Origin of the sequence: Pseudomonas glycinae (genome assembly GCF_001594225.2) — a bacterium.
Taxonomy (GTDB): Bacteria; Pseudomonadota; Gammaproteobacteria; order Pseudomonadales; family Pseudomonadaceae; genus Aquipseudomonas; species Aquipseudomonas glycinae.
In genome coordinates, this window is the sequence record NZ_CP014205.2 from 5373374 (window position 1) to 5387630 (window position 14257).

Here is a 14257-nt window from a genome sequence, read left to right on the forward strand (position 1 = left end):
GACGCTCTGCGTCCGCTGTCGGGACGCAGAGCGTCCCAGGCTGCATTCCCACGCGGACGGTTCGACGCCTCGACGTGGGAACGATCAGTGCAAGGGTTAGTGTCGGTAGTGGGCGCCCGTGTGTTGCTGCGGCAAATGCGCTTCGCCGTGAAACAGTTTTTCCCGCAGGCTGCCGCTGTCGTACGCGGTCTTGTACGAGCCGCGCCGTTGCAGTTCCGGAATCACCAGATCGATGAAATCCACATAGCTTTCCGGGGTGACGATGCGGGTCAGGTTGAAGCCGTCGAGGCCGGTTTCGGCGATCCACGATTCCAGTTCATCCGCCACTTGCTGCGGCGAACCGACCACGGTGATGTAGCGCCCGCCGAGGGCGTGCTGGTCGAGTAATTTGCGGCGGGTCCAGTCGTTGTTCTGCAAGTTCTTGGTGGCGGACTGGATCGCGTTGCTTTTGACGTACTGGATCGGTTCGTCGATTTCGTACTGGGAAAAATCGATCCCGGTGGAGGCCGAAAAATGCGCCACGCCCGCTTCGGCGCTGGCGTAGCTCAGGTATTCGGCATGCTTGGCCCAGGCCGCTTCCTCGGTCTCGCCGACGATCACGTTGAGGCCCATGAACACCTTGATGTCCTCGGGATTGCGCCCGGCTTCGACGGCGCTGGCCCGGACCTTGTCCACCTGCGCCTTGGTCGACGGCTTGTTCTGGCCGCTGATGAACACGCACTCGGCATGCCGCCCGGCGAACAGCAGACCGCGATCCGAACTGCCGGCCTGGAACAGCACCGGCGTGCGCTGCGGCGACGGTTCGCACAGGTGATAACCCTCGACCTGATAGAACTCGCCCTTGTGTTCGACCTTGTGCACCTTGTCCGGCTGCGCGTAGATCCGCTGCTGCGGATCGTTGAGCACCGCACCGTTTTCCCAGCTGCCTTCCCAGAGTTTGTAGAGCACTTCGAGGTACTCGTCGGCCTGGTCGTAACGCCGGTCGTGCTCGACCTGTTCACTGAGGCCCATCGCCTTGGCGGCGCTGTCCAGATAGCCGGTGACGATGTTCCAGCCCACCCGTCCACGGCTCAGGTGATCGAGGGTCGACATGCGTCGGGCGAACAGATACGGCGGCTCGTAGGTGAGGTTGGCGGTCAGGCCGAAACCGAGGTTTTTGGTCACCGCGGACATCGCCGATACCAGCAGCAACGGATCGTTGACCGGCAGCTGAATCGACTCTTTCAGGGTGACGTCCACCGAGTTCTGATAGACGTCGTACACGCCGACGATGTCGGCGATGAACAGCCCGTCGAACAGCCCGCGCTCCAGCAACTGTGCCAGTTCGGTCCAGTATTCGATTGTCTTGTACTGGGTTGAGGTGTCGCGGGGATGGGTCCACAACCCGTGGTTGATGTGGCCGATGCAGTTCATGTTGAACGCATTGAGCAGGATCTTTTTCTTGCTCATCAGATGGTCCCTCGCAGCGGCGGGTTTTCATCGTTGAGGTAGTAATTGCCCACCGCGTGGTACTTCCAGCGCACCGGGTCGTGCAGGGTGTGAACCCGGGCGTTGCGCCAGTGACGGTCTAGGCCTTGTTCGATCAGGGTGGCCTGGCTGCCGGCCAGTTCGAACAGGGTGCTGCCGGCGGCCAGGGAGATTTCGGTGCTGATTGCCCGTGCTTCGGCGACGGCAATCGAGGCTGCCGCAACGGTCTCGGCGTTAGTCTCGGCCTGGGCGGCGTCGAGGAATTCGCCGGCACGTTCGAGCAGCGCTTCGGTGGCGTGCAGGCGGATACTCAGGTGGCCGAAGCTCTTGAGGGTCAGCGGGTCTTCGGTGGCCTTGTCGTTACCCGAATCGATCCATGGCCGGGTCTTGCTGCGTACAAAGTGCAGCGCGTCTTCGTAGGCGGCGCGGGCTATGCCGGTGTCGATGGCGGCGTGAAGGATCTGCGCCAACGGGCCTACCGGGGTCGGGCGTTCGAAAGCGCTCTGGAACGGAATGACATCTTCGGCAGTGACGTACACGTCTTCGAACACCACCGAACCGCTGCCAGTGGTGCGCTGACCGAAGCCGCTCCAGTCGTCGATCACGGTCAGGCCTTTGCTGTCGCGCGGGACGAACGCCAGTTGCTGCACACCGTTTTCATCGACCACGGACGTTGGAATGCGTTGGGCGTAAATGGCGCCGGTCGCATAGAACTTGCGGCCGTTGATGCGATAACCGCTGCCGTCGCGCTTGAGGCTGGTGACACGGTCATGGGCGGTCCTGGTGCCCAGCTCTGCCAGGGCATTGCCGAAGCGCTGGCCGGCGAGGACTTCGGCGTACAGGCGTTGTTTCTGCTCGTGGCTGCCGTTCACCCGAAGCACTTCCAAGGCATAGAAATGGTTCTGTGGAATCTGCCCCAGCGAGCCGTCAGCCCGGGCAATCAGCGCGATGACTTTGGCCAGGGTCACGTTGGATACGCCGGCGCCACCGTACTCCTTGGGCACGCTGATGCCCCACAGGCCGGAGCGGGAAAACACGTCGAGCTCCGGCAGCGGCAGCCGGCGTTCGCGGTCGCGCAGGTTGCTGTCGCGCTGGAAATCTTCGGCCAGGTCGCTGGCGACGATCAGGGCTTGCTCGTCGCTGGTGATGAGCGCGACGGGATGGGAAAAAGTCATGTATTTCTCCAGAGATCTGGTCAAAAGTGTTCGGGTCGTCAGATCCAGGAATGGCGAGCCGGCAACTTGCCGTTGAGGCGCCAGGCGCCAACTGCGTGGTACTTCCAGCGCACCGGGTCGTGCAGGGTGTGCACCCGGGCGTTGCGCCAGTGACGGTCGAGGTTGAATTCGGCGAGGGTCGCGCGGCTGCCGGCCAGTTCGAAGAGTTTTTCGCTGGCCAGCAGCGAGATCTCGGTGGTCAGCACTTTGGCTTCGGCTACGGCAATCGATGCGCGGGCGGCGGATTCGGCGGTCAGTGGCGCGGCGTGCACCTGATCCAGCACCTGCCCGGCCTTGCGCAACAGCGCTTCGGCAGCGTGCAGTTCGATTTTCAGTTTGCCGATGTCGGCGATCACGTAGAGGTCATCGCTGGCCCGTTCGACGTTAGCGTCGATCCACGGCCGGGCGCGGGTCTTGACGAATTCGATGGCGTCATCGATGGCGCCACGGGCGATACCGGCGTCGATCGCTGCCTGAATCAGCTGCGAAACCGCGCCCTGGGTGTTGGGCTTTTCGTTGATCTTCCAGTTGTCCACCACGAGGCCGGCATCGACCCGCACGTTGTTCAACAGGATCGTGCCACTGGCGGTGGTGCGCTGGCCGAAACCGGACCAGTCATCGACGATGCGCAGGCCCGGCGTGCCCCGACGGACGAAGGCCAAAACCTGTTTACCGTCATCGTTCAGCGCCTTGACCGCGACCCAGTGGGCGAACAGGGCGCCGGTGGAGTAGAACTTCTGGCCATTGATCACGTAGTCATCGCCGTCGGCGGTGATGCGCGCTTTCAATTCCAGGGTGTCCTTGGTGCCGCGTTCGGGCCCGGCGTTTCCGATGCGCCAGCCTTCCAGAACGCTCTGCAACAGCAGTTTTTTCTGCTGTTCGGTGGCGCTGCCGAGGATCAGGTTGATGATGCCGAACTGGTTCTGCGGGATCTGCCCCAATGCCGGGTCGGCTGCGGAAATGATCGCGAACACTTCGGCCAGGGTCACGAAGGAAACCTGCGGGCCACCGTACTCGCGCGGAATCGCGATGCTGCCGAGGCCGCTGCGGGTGAACTGTTCGATTTCCGACCACGGCAGCTTGCGCTGGCGATCGCGTCTGGCGGCCTGCACGCGAGCGACTTGCGCCAGCTCGTGGGCGGCCTTGATGGCTTGAGCGTCGTTGCGCAGCACTTGCGCGGGCAACAACAACGGGGCGATGTCCAGGTCACTCTGGACGTTTGCGTCTGCCAGACTGGACATCAGTGCCGCTCCCTGGCTGCACGCAATGCCCTGGCGATCTGCACTGGGGTGATTGTGTTCCGGACCATGTTACCTACCTCACATCTCATGAAAAACGCCGCAAAAGTGCGGCGAACGAAAGAATGTCCGGTGGTCCGGTTCATATACCCTAAGCGCGTATAAAATTTAAATAAACTAACTTTTAGGAATATGTATAGAAGGGGGCGTGGTCCGTCTGGTTAAGCGTGCGGCGGCGAGGGAAGTCGTCCCTCACCGGCCGTCGATGCTCATTTTTTTTGCGGCTCTGCTGCCTTCGGCGTTTCCTTGAGCGGCACCTTGAGGTAGGGATTCACGCAACCGATCTTCAGCGTTCGCGGCGGCGCCCAACGCGAGTTGTTGCCGACCCGGTCGAGGATGCAGTAGGTCACATCCAGCCGCAGGTCTTCGCCGGCCTCGGTGATGATCGCCGGCGGCACCCAGACCTGAATCGGCTGGCCGACATCGGCCGGGGTGATGCGCGCCAGGTCCATCCGCACATCGCCCCAGCGCAGGGTGATGGCATCGCCTTCAGCCATGTTCAGGTACGGCTCGATGGTCAGTGGTACGCCACGCTTGATCTGGTTCGCGTTGACCCCCTGACGGCGAATGGTCTCGGGCAGGGTCACAGGGGCCAGTTGCTGGTTTTCGTCACCACACACCGCGGGGGGCTGCCCGCCGGGGCAGTCGAGTTTCACCGTGACGCGCGCCGCCGCCGACAGTGATGGCCCGTGACCCACCCGCATGACCCGGTAGTGAATACGTGATGAGCCGCTGACGATAAAGCTCTCGGGCACCCGCAGACTCACCGGGGCTGCGAGGTCTTGCGCTGTCAGCAGGTGAGAGGCGACATAGCAGTTGTTCCAGAACAGTTCGATCAGGTCGCCGGTGTCCATGTCCGGGTAGGGCGGCACATCGACCAGCAGATGCGCCGCTGCTGCGAGATTGATGCCGTTGTTTTGCGAGGGCGCCACGCTCGGCGCGGTCAGTTCGGGGATAAGCGAAGTGCGGGTCATGAAATCCTCTCCTTGAAGCCTTGCAGCGAAATCCGTTTCTGAAAGTTCAAATGGCCAGAATTGCCCGGTAATAAAAACCAGTACTTTCGGCCAATCGTTATAGGGTCTTTGTGATGTAGCGGCTTGCGATGAGTGACTAGATAAAAGTTCACTGAAAGGCATGTCAATGGATGGCGTTAGTTAATTGCAGAATTACGGACTTATCAGAATGCTCCTACGTCGATAAGGCACTCTACCTATCTGGAACGGCGAATTAAGCCACGTTTTTTCCAGGCTTTACCGGCTGTGGCGGCTATTGAACTGCGCAAAGGAAGACGAGTGAGAGGGCGCAATTCAATCATGCCCAGTGTGTTGCAGGACATGGATAAGTAGCGCAATTGTTTGATTGAGTTGGTGTTGTGGAATGTTTAAACATAACTTCCATCCATGGAAGTTTGTATTCAGGAAAGTTTGCGGATCAGCCGTTGTTTCTGAACTTGCTGAGGAACTGTCGAGTGCGTTCTTCTTTCGGATTGGCAAACAACGCTTTCGCTTCACCTTGTTCGACGATCACGCCTTTATCGAAAAACACCACGCGGTTGGCCACGTCACGGGCGAACGCCATTTCGTGGGTGACGATCACCATGGTGCGTTTCTCCTCGGCGAGGCCGCGGATGGTCGCCAGCACTTCACCTACCAGCTCCGGATCGAGGGCCGAGGTCGGCTCGTCGAACAGGATCACTTCCGGCTCCATCGCCAGCGCCCGGGCAATCGCCACGCGCTGTTGCTGGCCACCGGACAGGCGCCGTGGGTAGGCGTCTTCCTTGCCCGCCAGGCCGACCTTGGCCAGCAGCTTCTTGCCCAGGGCAATGGCTGCATCGCGAGGCGTCTTCTTGACCACGATCGGGCCTTCGATGACGTTTTCCAGGGCGGTGCGGTGGGGGAACAGGTTGAAGTTCTGGAACACGAAGCCCACATGCTGGCGCAGGTTGCGCACCAGGCTCTGCTGCTGGTTCAGCGGGCGACTGGTATCGATCTCGATCTCGCCGACCTTGATCCGGCCGCTGGTGGGTTCCTCGAGGAAGTTCAGGCAGCGCAGGAACGTGGTCTTGCCCGAGCCGCTGGGGCCGATGATTGCCACGACCTCGCCTTCCTTCACCTCCAGATCAATGCCGTTGAGCACGACTTGACCCTTGAACTGCTTTGTCAGTTTTTCCACGACAATCATGGGGTCAGGACTCCTGGTCGTGCCGATTGACCCGCTCTTCCAACTTGTTCTGGAAGTGCGACAGCACCGTGGCCAGAATCCAGTAGATCAGCGCGGCGGCAAGATACATGGTGAAGACTTCGAAAGTCCGGGCGGTAATCAGCTGTGCCTGACGGAACAGCTCCGGCACCTGAATGGTGGCGGCCAGTGCGGTGTCCTTGACCAGCGAAATGAAGCTGTTGCCCAGCGGCGGCAACGCCGTGCGCATCGCCTGCGGCAGGATGGCCCGGCGCAGGGTCTGCGCGCGGGTCATGCCGATGCTCGCAGCGGCTTCCCACTGGCCGCGCTCGATCGAACCGATCGCGGCACGCAGGATTTCACAGGCGTAGGCGGCCATGTTCAGCGAGAAGCCGATCAGCGCCGCCGGCAGCGGGTCGAGTTCCATGCCCAATTGCGGCAAGCCGTAATAGATCACGAACAGTTGCACCAGCAACGGCGTGCCGCGAAAGAACGACACATAGATGCGGGCCAGCCAGCTGACCGACTTGAAACGCGACAGGCGCATCAACGCCAGGCCAAAGCCCAGCAGCAGGCCGAAAAACATGCCGCCGAGGCTGAGGATTACCGTGTAGTACGCGCCCTTCAACAGGAAGGGCGCGGAGTCCAGAGCGAGTTGGAAAGCTTCTTCCATTATTGGGTGACGTCAGCGTTGAAGTATTTCTTGGACAGCTTCTCAAGGGTGCCGTCGGCACGCAGTTCGTCGAGGGCCTTGTTCACGGCGGCCAGCAGTTCAGGTTCGCCTTTGCGCAGGGCAATACCCGCTTCCTGACGGGAGAAGGCTTCACCGGCAGCGACGGTTTTTGGCGCTTTCTGGGCGTATTCCAGTGCAGCCAGTCGGTCGATCAGGATCGCGTCGGTACGTCCGTTGTTCAGGTCGGCGAACTTGGTCGGATCATCGTCGTAGGTGCGAACGTCGGCACCCGGCACGTTGGCGCGGACCCACTGTTCATAGTTGGTGCCCAGACCGACGCCGACTTTCTTGCCGGACAGGTCGGCGGCGGATTTGATGTTCAGCGCGGCTGCCTTGTCTTTCAGTACCAGTGCCTGAATCCCTGAAACGGTGTACGGCTCGGAGAAGTCGTACTTCTTCTTACGCTCTTCGGAGATGGTCACCTGATTGACCACCACGTCCAGACGCTTGGATTCCAGGGCCGCGAGGATGCCGTCCCATTTGGTCGGCTGAATCTTGGCCTTCACGCCCAGCTTCTTGGCCAGGGCTTCGGACAGCTCGACTTCGAAACCCGACAGCTTGCCGTCGGCATCGACGAAGCTGAACGGTGGGTAAGTGCCTTCCAGGCCGACGTTGATAACGCCTTTGTCCTTGATCTGTTGCAGTTGCTCACCGGCAACCGCCTGCCCCAGCAGACCGGCGCTCAGTGCCAGGCCCAGCGAACCTACCAGCAGATTTCGACGTAGTGCGGAAAGAATCATGACAAGCCCCTGTGTTTTCTTATGGAAGACGCTTAAGGAAAGTTGGCGAATCCGGGAATTGGACGACAGCGCTATCCTGCCTTAAAGCAGCTTATGCGTCTCTCGCGAAATTCGCCTGCGGCGAGACTATAGGGTGGTTCTTTTAGAATGGAAAATAATGAATTTTCCATTTGTTATTCATCTGCGGAATATGCGTTTTTCGTATTCCGGGCTGTGTTCCCACGCAGAGCGTGGGAGCGAGCGCGTCAGAGAAAATCCTTGTACGCAAACAACGCCGGGGCGCCGCCGGTGTGCAGGAAGATGATCGGGCCGTCGTCGAAACGCCCGCGACCGATGCCGTCGAGCAGTCCGGCCATGGCCTTGCCGGTGTAGACCGGATCGAGCAACACGGCGTCCTGGCTGGCCAGCAGCTTCACCGCCGACAGCGTCCCGGCATTCGGCTCACCATAGCGCGGGCCGAAGTATTCGTCCCACAACTCGACCTTGAAGCTGTCCGGCAGCGCCACACCCAGCAGGTCGGCGGTGCGTTCGGCGAGGCCCTGGACTTTCGGGCGCTGATCTTCTTCGCTGCGCGACACCGTCACGCCAATCACCGGCAGTTGTGGCAGGGCTTCGCTCAGGGCCAGCGCCAGACCGCTGTGAGTACCGGCGCTGCCAGAGGCCAAAACGACGGCGGAGAATTGCAGGCCGGTGTCCTTGATCTGTTCTGCCAGCTCCAGACCGGCGCGCACGTAACCCAGCGCGCCGAGGGCGTTGGAGCCACCGATCGGCACCAGGTACGGCTTCTTGCCGTTGCTGCGCAGGCGCACGGCGAGGGCGGCCAGTTGTTCGTCGGCGTTGTCGAGGTTGTCGACCAGCTCGACCTTGGTGTCGAACAGGTCCAGCAGCAGGCGGTTGCCGTTGCCGGTGTAGTTGCTGTCGTCGGTGCCCAGCGGGTTTTCCAGCAGCGCTACGCAACCCAGGCCCAGTTTGGCGGCCAGCGCGGCAGTCTGGCGAACGTGGTTCGATTGCAGTGCACCGGCGGTGATCAGGGTATCCGCGCCTTGGGCGATGGCATCGGCGGCGAGGTATTCGAGCTTGCGCAGCTTGTTGCCGCCCATGGCCAAAGGCGTCAGGTCATCGCGTTTGATGTAGACATCGCGGCCGAGCCAGGTGGACAGGCGCTCGAGTTTTTCCAGTGGGGTCGGTTGGCCGAGCAGGTCGAGGCGGTTGAAGCGTTGCAGCTGTTGATTGATCGGTTGTGTGGACATGGTTCCGTACTGATGCAAGGAGATGTCAGGACTATAGGCACGCCGATTTACCGGGGCAACCGCCAATCGCTTATAGCCAAATGTGCTTAACCCAGCACTATCGGTTCTTAATTCGCCCCGGTGGGGTTGCCGTAAAGTAGTCGCCGTTGACGCGGCCAGACAGTCCGGCCGCCCGTGAGGAGTCTTTACCGTGAGCGAGCGTTCCAGCCATTGGCAATTGCAGACCATCGTCAGCCAGCTGCGTACTGCGCGGGATCAGTGGCGTGCGCAAAACGGGCGCGCGTCCGGCGAGCAGGGCGGGCGTGAATTGCCGTCCCGTGATGCGATGGCGCAGATCCTTGAAGCCCTGTGCGGCGCACTGTTTCCGATGCGGCTGGGGCCGGTGGATCTGCGTGAAGAGAGCGAGGATTTCTATGTCGGTCACACCCTCGACGTTGCGTTGAATGCATTGCTGGCTCAGGCACGACTCGAACTGCGTTACGTCGCCCGTCACAGCGCCCAGGCCGACACTGAAGTCGAGGCCGAAGCCATCCGGATCATCCAGGATTTCGCCCTCGCACTGCCGGGCCTGCGCAGCCTGCTCGACACCGATGTGCTGGCCGCCTACCACGGCGACCCGGCGGCGCGCAGCGTCGATGAAGTGCTGCTGTGCTATCCGGGGATTCTGGCGGTGATTCACCATCGTCTGGCCCACCATTTGTATCGCGCGGGTCTGCCGCTGCTGGCTCGGATCAGTTCGGAAATCGCCCACTCGGCGACCGGCATCGATATTCACCCCGGTGCGCAGATCGGCCGCAGTTTCTTCATCGACCACGGGACGGGCGTGGTGATCGGCGAGACCGCGATCATCGGCGAGCGCGTCAGGATTTATCAGGCGGTGACCCTTGGCGCCAAACGCTTCCCGGCGGATGAGGACGGCCAGCTGCAGAAGGGCCATCCACGCCATCCGATCGTCGAAGACGACGTAGTGATCTACGCCGGGGCGACAATCCTGGGACGGATTACCATTGGCAAGGGCTCGACCATCGGTGGCAACGTGTGGCTGACCCGCAGCGTACCCGCCGGGTGCAACCTGACCCAGGCCAATCTGCAGCATGATGACGGGACGCAGAAGTAACGCTTACACCTGATCGTTCCCACGCTCCTGCGTGGGAACGCCTACAGGGACGCTCCGCGTTCCGAACTCCCCCCGAAATACAGAGTGGCCCGCAATATGACGCGGAGCGTCAAGGGCGGCATTCCCACGCAGAGCGTGGGAACGATCAGTTGGGAACGATCATCCTCGCCACAGCGTCATAACCCCTCTTGAGCTAGCGTACGAAAGGTACCGCTGAGCCCTGCGATTAGTCCTGAGCGTACTATCCATGTTTAACTTGAACGTTCATTCAAGTTAAACCGGCGGTTCGCTGCCCGCTCACAACAGGAGGCTTGCCTTTGCTGAGTCCGATCATTTCAGCCATTTTCCAACCCCTTGAGGTGCACCGTTCATGAGTGCATCGTCCACCCCCGCCAGCGGTCTGGTACGCATGAATCCGCCGGTGTTCTGGTTCGCCGCGACGGTGATCCTGCTTTTCGGCCTGACGGTCATCGCCATGCCGGAACTGGCCGGCGCCTGGCTTCTCGAAGCGCAAAACTGGGCGGCCAACACGGTCGGCTGGTACTACATGCTCGCGATGACCCTGTATCTGGTCTTCGTGGTGGTCACCGCGTTATCGGGCTACGGCAAGATCAAACTCGGTGCCGACCACGACGAACCCGAATTCAGTTACCTGTCCTGGGCCGGCATGCTGTTCGCCGCCGGGATCAGCATCACGCTGTTTTTCTTCTGTGTGTCCGAACCGCTGACCCATATGCTCCAGCCGCCGCAAGGCGAGGCCGGCACGGCGGAGGCGGCGCGTCAGGCGATGCAGATTCTGTTTCTGCACTGGGGCCTGCACGGCTGGGGCGTGTTCGCCTTTGTCGGCATGGCGCTGGCGTATTTCGCCTACCGGCATAACCTGCCGCTGGCCCTGCGTTCGGCGCTGTATCCGCTGATCGGCAAACGCATCAACGGCCCCATCGGCTACGCAGTGGACGGCTTCGGCATTATCGCCACGGTGTTCGGCCTCGGTGCGGACATGGGCTTCGGTGTGCTCCATCTCAACTCCGGTCTGGACTACCTGTTCGGCATCGCCCACACCCAGTGGATTCAAGTCGGCCTGATCACGCTGATGATGGGCGCAGCGATCATCGTCGCCGTCTCCGGCGTGGATAAAGGTGTGCGGGTCATGTCCGACATCAACATGCTGCTGGCCTGTGCGCTGCTGCTGTTCGTGTTGTTCGCCGGCCCCACCCAGCATTTGCTCAACACCCTGATCCAGAACCTCGGCGACTACCTCGGCGCCTTGCCGATGAAAAGTTTCGACCTCTACGCCTACGACAAACCGAGCGACTGGCTCGGCGGCTGGACAGTCTTCTACTGGGCCTGGTGGATTGCATGGTCGCCGTTCGTGGGCCTGTTCATCGCACGGATTTCCCGTGGCCGGACCATCCGCGAATTCGTCTTCGGCGTGCTGCTGATTCCGCTGGGTTTCACCCTGGCGTGGATGTCGATCTTCGGCAACAGCGCCATCGACCAAGTGCTCAACCACGGTATGTCGGCGCTGGGCATGTCGGCCCTCGATAACCCGTCGATGACCCTCTATCTGCTGCTGGAAACCTATCCGTGGAGCAAGACCGTTATCGCGGTGACGGTGTTCATCAGTTTCGTGTTTTTCGTCACCTCCGCCGACTCCGGCACCGTGGTGCTCTCGACCCTGTCGGCCAAGGGCGGCAACCCGGATGAAGACGGGCCGAAATGGCTGCGGGTGTTCTGGGGCGCGATGACCGCGCTGGTGACCAGTGCGCTGCTGTTCTCCGGCAGCATCGATGCGTTGAAGTCGGCGGTGGTGCTGACCTCGCTGCCGTTCTCGCTGATTCTGCTGCTGATGATGTGGGGCCTGCACAAGGCGTTCTATCTGGAGTCGCAGAAGCAGATCGCGCAACTGCATTCGCTGGCGCCGGTGTCCGGTTCACGGCGTGGCAAGGGCGGCTGGCGTCAGCGTCTGAGTCAGGCCGTCCACTTCCCGTCGCGGGACGAGGTGTACCGCTTCATGGACACCACGGTGAAGCCGGCCATCGAAGAAGTGACGGCCGTGTTCGCCGAGAAAGGCCTGAACGTGGTCACCCAACCGGATCCGGCGCACGACAGCGTCAGCCTGGAAATCGGTCACGGTGAACAGCACCCGTTCATCTACCAGGTGCAGATGCGCGGCTACTTCACGCCGTCGTTCGCCCGTGGCGGCATGGGTTCCAAGCAGCTCAACAATCGCCGCTACTACCGCGCTGAAGTGCACTTGAGCGAGGGCAGTCAGGACTACGATCTGGTCGGTTACACGAAAGAGCAGATCATCAACGACATCCTCGACCAGTACGAACGGCACATGCAGTTCCTGCATCTGGTGCGTTGATCGGGGCAGGGCGCCGGGACGATTCAGGTCTCGGCGCTCAGCACCATGAACAACACCATCGCCGCCAGCGGCACGCCATACACGGCGCTGCCGATCGCAATCTCCGACCCCAACGGCTGCCCGGCGTGGACCACGCCGACCGCACCATTGATCACCGTCAACGCCAGCCACAACGCCGCGAAACCATAGGCCAGCGTCTGCCGACTGAAACCGATGCGCTCGCCGATGTAAAACATCAATGCCAGCAGGATCAGGCCGAAGAAGATGATGATTGCGGTGTGCATGGTGGGTTTCGCCTGGTGGGTTCGTTTACCTGTGATTCGTCCAGCTCGGTGTCCTTTTAGAGCATAGCCAAACCAGCCCATTCTTTTCGTATCTCTCCGCCGGCTGACCATGACGCTCTGTCTATGTCATCCAGACTGCGAGCTGCATCAGATCTTCACGTAACGATCGATTTCAAGATGTGTAATTTAGCTTTCTGATTGGTGGTTACACCTATAGTGCGCTGCATCTACGGGTGTACAGGAAGGGGCTCTAATGAAATTCCCGGTCGTTCTGCATAAGGATTCCGACTCAGACTACGGAGTGATCGTCCCCGACATTCCGGGTTGTTACTCGGCAGGCGGTACAGCCGCTGAAGCTATCAGCAACATTCAAGAAGCACTGGCATTGCACTTTGCGGGACTGGTCGAGGATCGCGAGTCGTTGCCGCAGGTGCGGGATATTGGTGCTCATCTCGACAACCCGGAATACGCCGGAGGCGTTTGGGATGTAGTCGAGTTTGATATCACCCCATATTTTTCGATCTGACTCCCATGCCGTTAGAGCGAGTCTCTGGGTCAGGTACTTTCCCGCTCAATGACCGTGCATTGCAGCAGATTCAACCGCTGCACCTCATCGCTCGGCAAAACGCCCAGACTTTCCAGCACCCGGGTTGCCGCCAGCACGCCGATCTCCAGCGCCGGCGGTTTGATCGTGCTCAGGCTCGGCAGCAGCATCTCGGCGAACGGGTAGTCGCCGAAGCCGAGGACGGCGCAGTCTTCGGGGATCTTGAGGCCGGCGCGTTGTCCGGCGAGCAGGCCGCCGGCGGCGAGGTTGTCGTTGGCGAAGATGATGGCGTCCGGGCGTGGTGAGGCTTTCATCAGTGCTTCCATCGCTTGCTTGCCGGCCTCGAACGGGGCGCGATCGGCGGCGGGTGCGAATACCCAGGGCTCAAGTCCTAGCTCACGCACGGTCGCCGCATAACCGTCGCGGCGCTCCAGTGCGCTGAAGTCGCCGGGGGCGCTGTTCTGCACGAAGGCGATTCGCCGGTAGCCTTTGCCGTGCAAATAACGAGCGGCACTGACCCCCACTTCAAAGTGCGAAAAACCGATCTGCATCGGCTCGCGATCCGGCTGGTAATCCCAGGTTTCGATCACCGGAATATCCGCTTCGGCGAGCATCTTTTCCGTGCCCATGCTGTGGAAGTGACTGGTGACCACCAGCGCCGCCGGCGACCAGCCCAGGAACGCCCGCACGGCGTTTTCTTCCTGCTCGGTGCTGAAGTAACTCGATGCCAGCAACAGCTGATAACCGTGACGGCTGAGGGTGTCGCTGAAGCCCTGAATGGTGTTGGCAAAGATCGGCCCGGAGATGTTCGGGATCACCATGCCGACGATTTTTCCCCGTGCAGAGGCGAGTCCGCCGGCCACCAGATTCGGCACATAACCCAGTTCGGCGACCACCGCCGCGATCCGTTCGCGACGCTCGGGCGAGACCTGTTCCGGCTGGTTGAAATAGCGCGACACGGTGATCGCCGAAATACCGGCCTGGCGCGCCACCGCGTTGAGGGTCACGCGACCGGCGCCACGGCGTTTGCGGGGCTTTTCTTCGCTCAAGGCTCGATCCTT

12 protein-coding genes and 1 pseudogene are annotated in these 14257 nt (G+C 61.2%); 3 read left to right on the forward strand and 10 right to left on the reverse strand.

From position 1 onward, the window contains the following. Positions 1-96: 96 nt before the first annotated feature. The 8 genes from AWU82_RS24565 to AWU82_RS24600 all read right to left on the reverse strand — a co-directional run bounded on the left by AWU82_RS24565 (position 97) and on the right by AWU82_RS24600 (position 8880). Entirely contained in the window at positions 97-1449 is a 1353-nt protein-coding gene (locus AWU82_RS24565) for an LLM class flavin-dependent oxidoreductase (RefSeq protein WP_064382726.1), read from the reverse strand. Further along, positions 1449-2642: an SfnB family sulfur acquisition oxidoreductase gene (locus AWU82_RS24570; RefSeq protein ID WP_064382727.1), complete on the reverse strand. Its 1194-nt coding sequence runs from the start codon at positions 2640-2642 to the stop codon at positions 1449-1451. Before AWU82_RS24570 ends, AWU82_RS24565 begins: the two co-directional genes overlap by 1 nt. Before the next feature lie 38 nt (positions 2643-2680). After that, on the reverse strand, positions 2681-3922 hold the full coding sequence (locus AWU82_RS24575; RefSeq protein WP_064382728.1) for an SfnB family sulfur acquisition oxidoreductase: 1242 nt from the start codon (positions 3920-3922) through the stop codon (positions 2681-2683). 266 nt (positions 3923-4188) lie between these two features. Beyond that, positions 4189-4953 (reverse strand): hypothetical protein, encoded by a 765-nt coding sequence (locus AWU82_RS24580; RefSeq protein ID WP_064382729.1) that lies wholly within the window; start codon positions 4951-4953, stop codon positions 4189-4191. A 457-nt stretch (positions 4954-5410) separates the two neighbouring features. Further along, positions 5411-6160, reverse strand: coding sequence for an L-cystine ABC transporter ATP-binding protein TcyN (tcyN, locus tag AWU82_RS24585; RefSeq protein ID WP_064382730.1), 750 nt, complete (start codon positions 6158-6160; stop codon positions 5411-5413). Positions 6161-6164: 4 nt separating this feature from the next. After that, a complete protein-coding gene (tcyL, locus tag AWU82_RS24590) occupies positions 6165-6830 on the reverse strand; it encodes a cystine ABC transporter permease (RefSeq protein ID WP_011331947.1) in 666 nt (221 codons plus the stop codon). After that, positions 6830-7630: a cystine ABC transporter substrate-binding protein gene (gene tcyJ / locus AWU82_RS24595; RefSeq protein WP_011331948.1), complete on the reverse strand. Its 801-nt coding sequence runs from the start codon at positions 7628-7630 to the stop codon at positions 6830-6832. Before tcyJ ends, tcyL begins: the two co-directional genes overlap by 1 nt. A 245-nt stretch (positions 7631-7875) precedes the next feature. Further along, positions 7876-8880 (reverse strand): D-cysteine desulfhydrase, encoded by a 1005-nt coding sequence (locus AWU82_RS24600; protein ID WP_064382731.1) that lies wholly within the window; start codon positions 8878-8880, stop codon positions 7876-7878. 190 nt (positions 8881-9070) lie between these two features. On the opposite strand from AWU82_RS24600, the gene epsC reads away from it, so the two are divergent. Continuing rightward, positions 9071-9997: a serine O-acetyltransferase EpsC gene (epsC, locus tag AWU82_RS24605; RefSeq protein ID WP_064382732.1), complete on the forward strand. Its 927-nt coding sequence runs from the start codon at positions 9071-9073 to the stop codon at positions 9995-9997. 409 nt (positions 9998-10406) lie between these two features. Beyond that, on the forward strand, positions 10407-12368 hold the full coding sequence (gene betT / locus AWU82_RS24610; RefSeq protein ID WP_190241593.1) for a choline transporter BetT: 1962 nt from the start codon (positions 10407-10409) through the stop codon (positions 12366-12368). A 23-nt stretch (positions 12369-12391) separates the two neighbouring features. On the opposite strand, the gene AWU82_RS24615 is transcribed toward betT, so the two are convergent. Next, positions 12392-12652 carry a hypothetical protein gene (locus AWU82_RS24615; RefSeq protein WP_007952727.1) on the reverse strand — a complete coding sequence of 87 codons (261 nt, stop codon included), beginning with the start codon at positions 12650-12652 and terminating at the stop codon, positions 12392-12394. A gap of 253 nt (positions 12653-12905) precedes the next feature. On the opposite strand from AWU82_RS24615, the pseudogene AWU82_RS24620 reads away from it, so the two are divergent. After that, positions 12906-13169: pseudogene (locus AWU82_RS24620) on the forward strand (type II toxin-antitoxin system HicB family antitoxin); the annotation flags it as partial. 38 nt (positions 13170-13207) lie between these two features. On the opposite strand, the gene AWU82_RS24625 reads toward AWU82_RS24620, so the two are convergent. Further along, positions 13208-14245, reverse strand: coding sequence for a LacI family DNA-binding transcriptional regulator (locus tag AWU82_RS24625; RefSeq protein ID WP_064382735.1), 1038 nt, complete (start codon positions 14243-14245; stop codon positions 13208-13210). Positions 14246-14257: the final 12 nt, after the last annotated feature.

What these genes read in the sequence shown, in the direction of transcription:
- AWU82_RS24565 (WP_064382726.1), bottom strand. Translation starts at nt 1,449, where the DNA reads ATGAGCAAGAAAAAGATCCTGCTCAATGCGTTCAACATGAACTGCATC.
- AWU82_RS24570 (WP_064382727.1), bottom strand. Translation starts at nt 2,642, where the DNA reads ATGACTTTTTCCCATCCCGTCGCGCTCATCACCAGCGACGAGCAAGCC.
- AWU82_RS24575 (WP_064382728.1), bottom strand. Translation starts at nt 3,922, where the DNA reads ATGTCCAGTCTGGCAGACGCAAACGTCCAGAGTGACCTGGACATCGCC.
- AWU82_RS24580 (WP_064382729.1), bottom strand. Translation starts at nt 4,953, where the DNA reads ATGACCCGCACTTCGCTTATCCCCGAACTGACCGCGCCGAGCGTGGCG.
- tcyN (WP_064382730.1), bottom strand. Translation starts at nt 6,160, where the DNA reads ATGATTGTCGTGGAAAAACTGACAAAGCAGTTCAAGGGTCAAGTCGTG.
- tcyL (WP_011331947.1), bottom strand. Translation starts at nt 6,830, where the DNA reads ATGGAAGAAGCTTTCCAACTCGCTCTGGACTCCGCGCCCTTCCTGTTG.
- tcyJ (WP_011331948.1), bottom strand. Translation starts at nt 7,630, where the DNA reads ATGATTCTTTCCGCACTACGTCGAAATCTGCTGGTAGGTTCGCTGGGC.
- AWU82_RS24600 (WP_064382731.1), bottom strand. Translation starts at nt 8,880, where the DNA reads ATGTCCACACAACCGATCAATCAACAGCTGCAACGCTTCAACCGCCTC.
- betT (WP_190241593.1), top strand. Translation starts at nt 10,407, where the DNA reads ATGAATCCGCCGGTGTTCTGGTTCGCCGCGACGGTGATCCTGCTTTTC.
- AWU82_RS24615 (WP_007952727.1), bottom strand. Translation starts at nt 12,652, where the DNA reads ATGCACACCGCAATCATCATCTTCTTCGGCCTGATCCTGCTGGCATTG.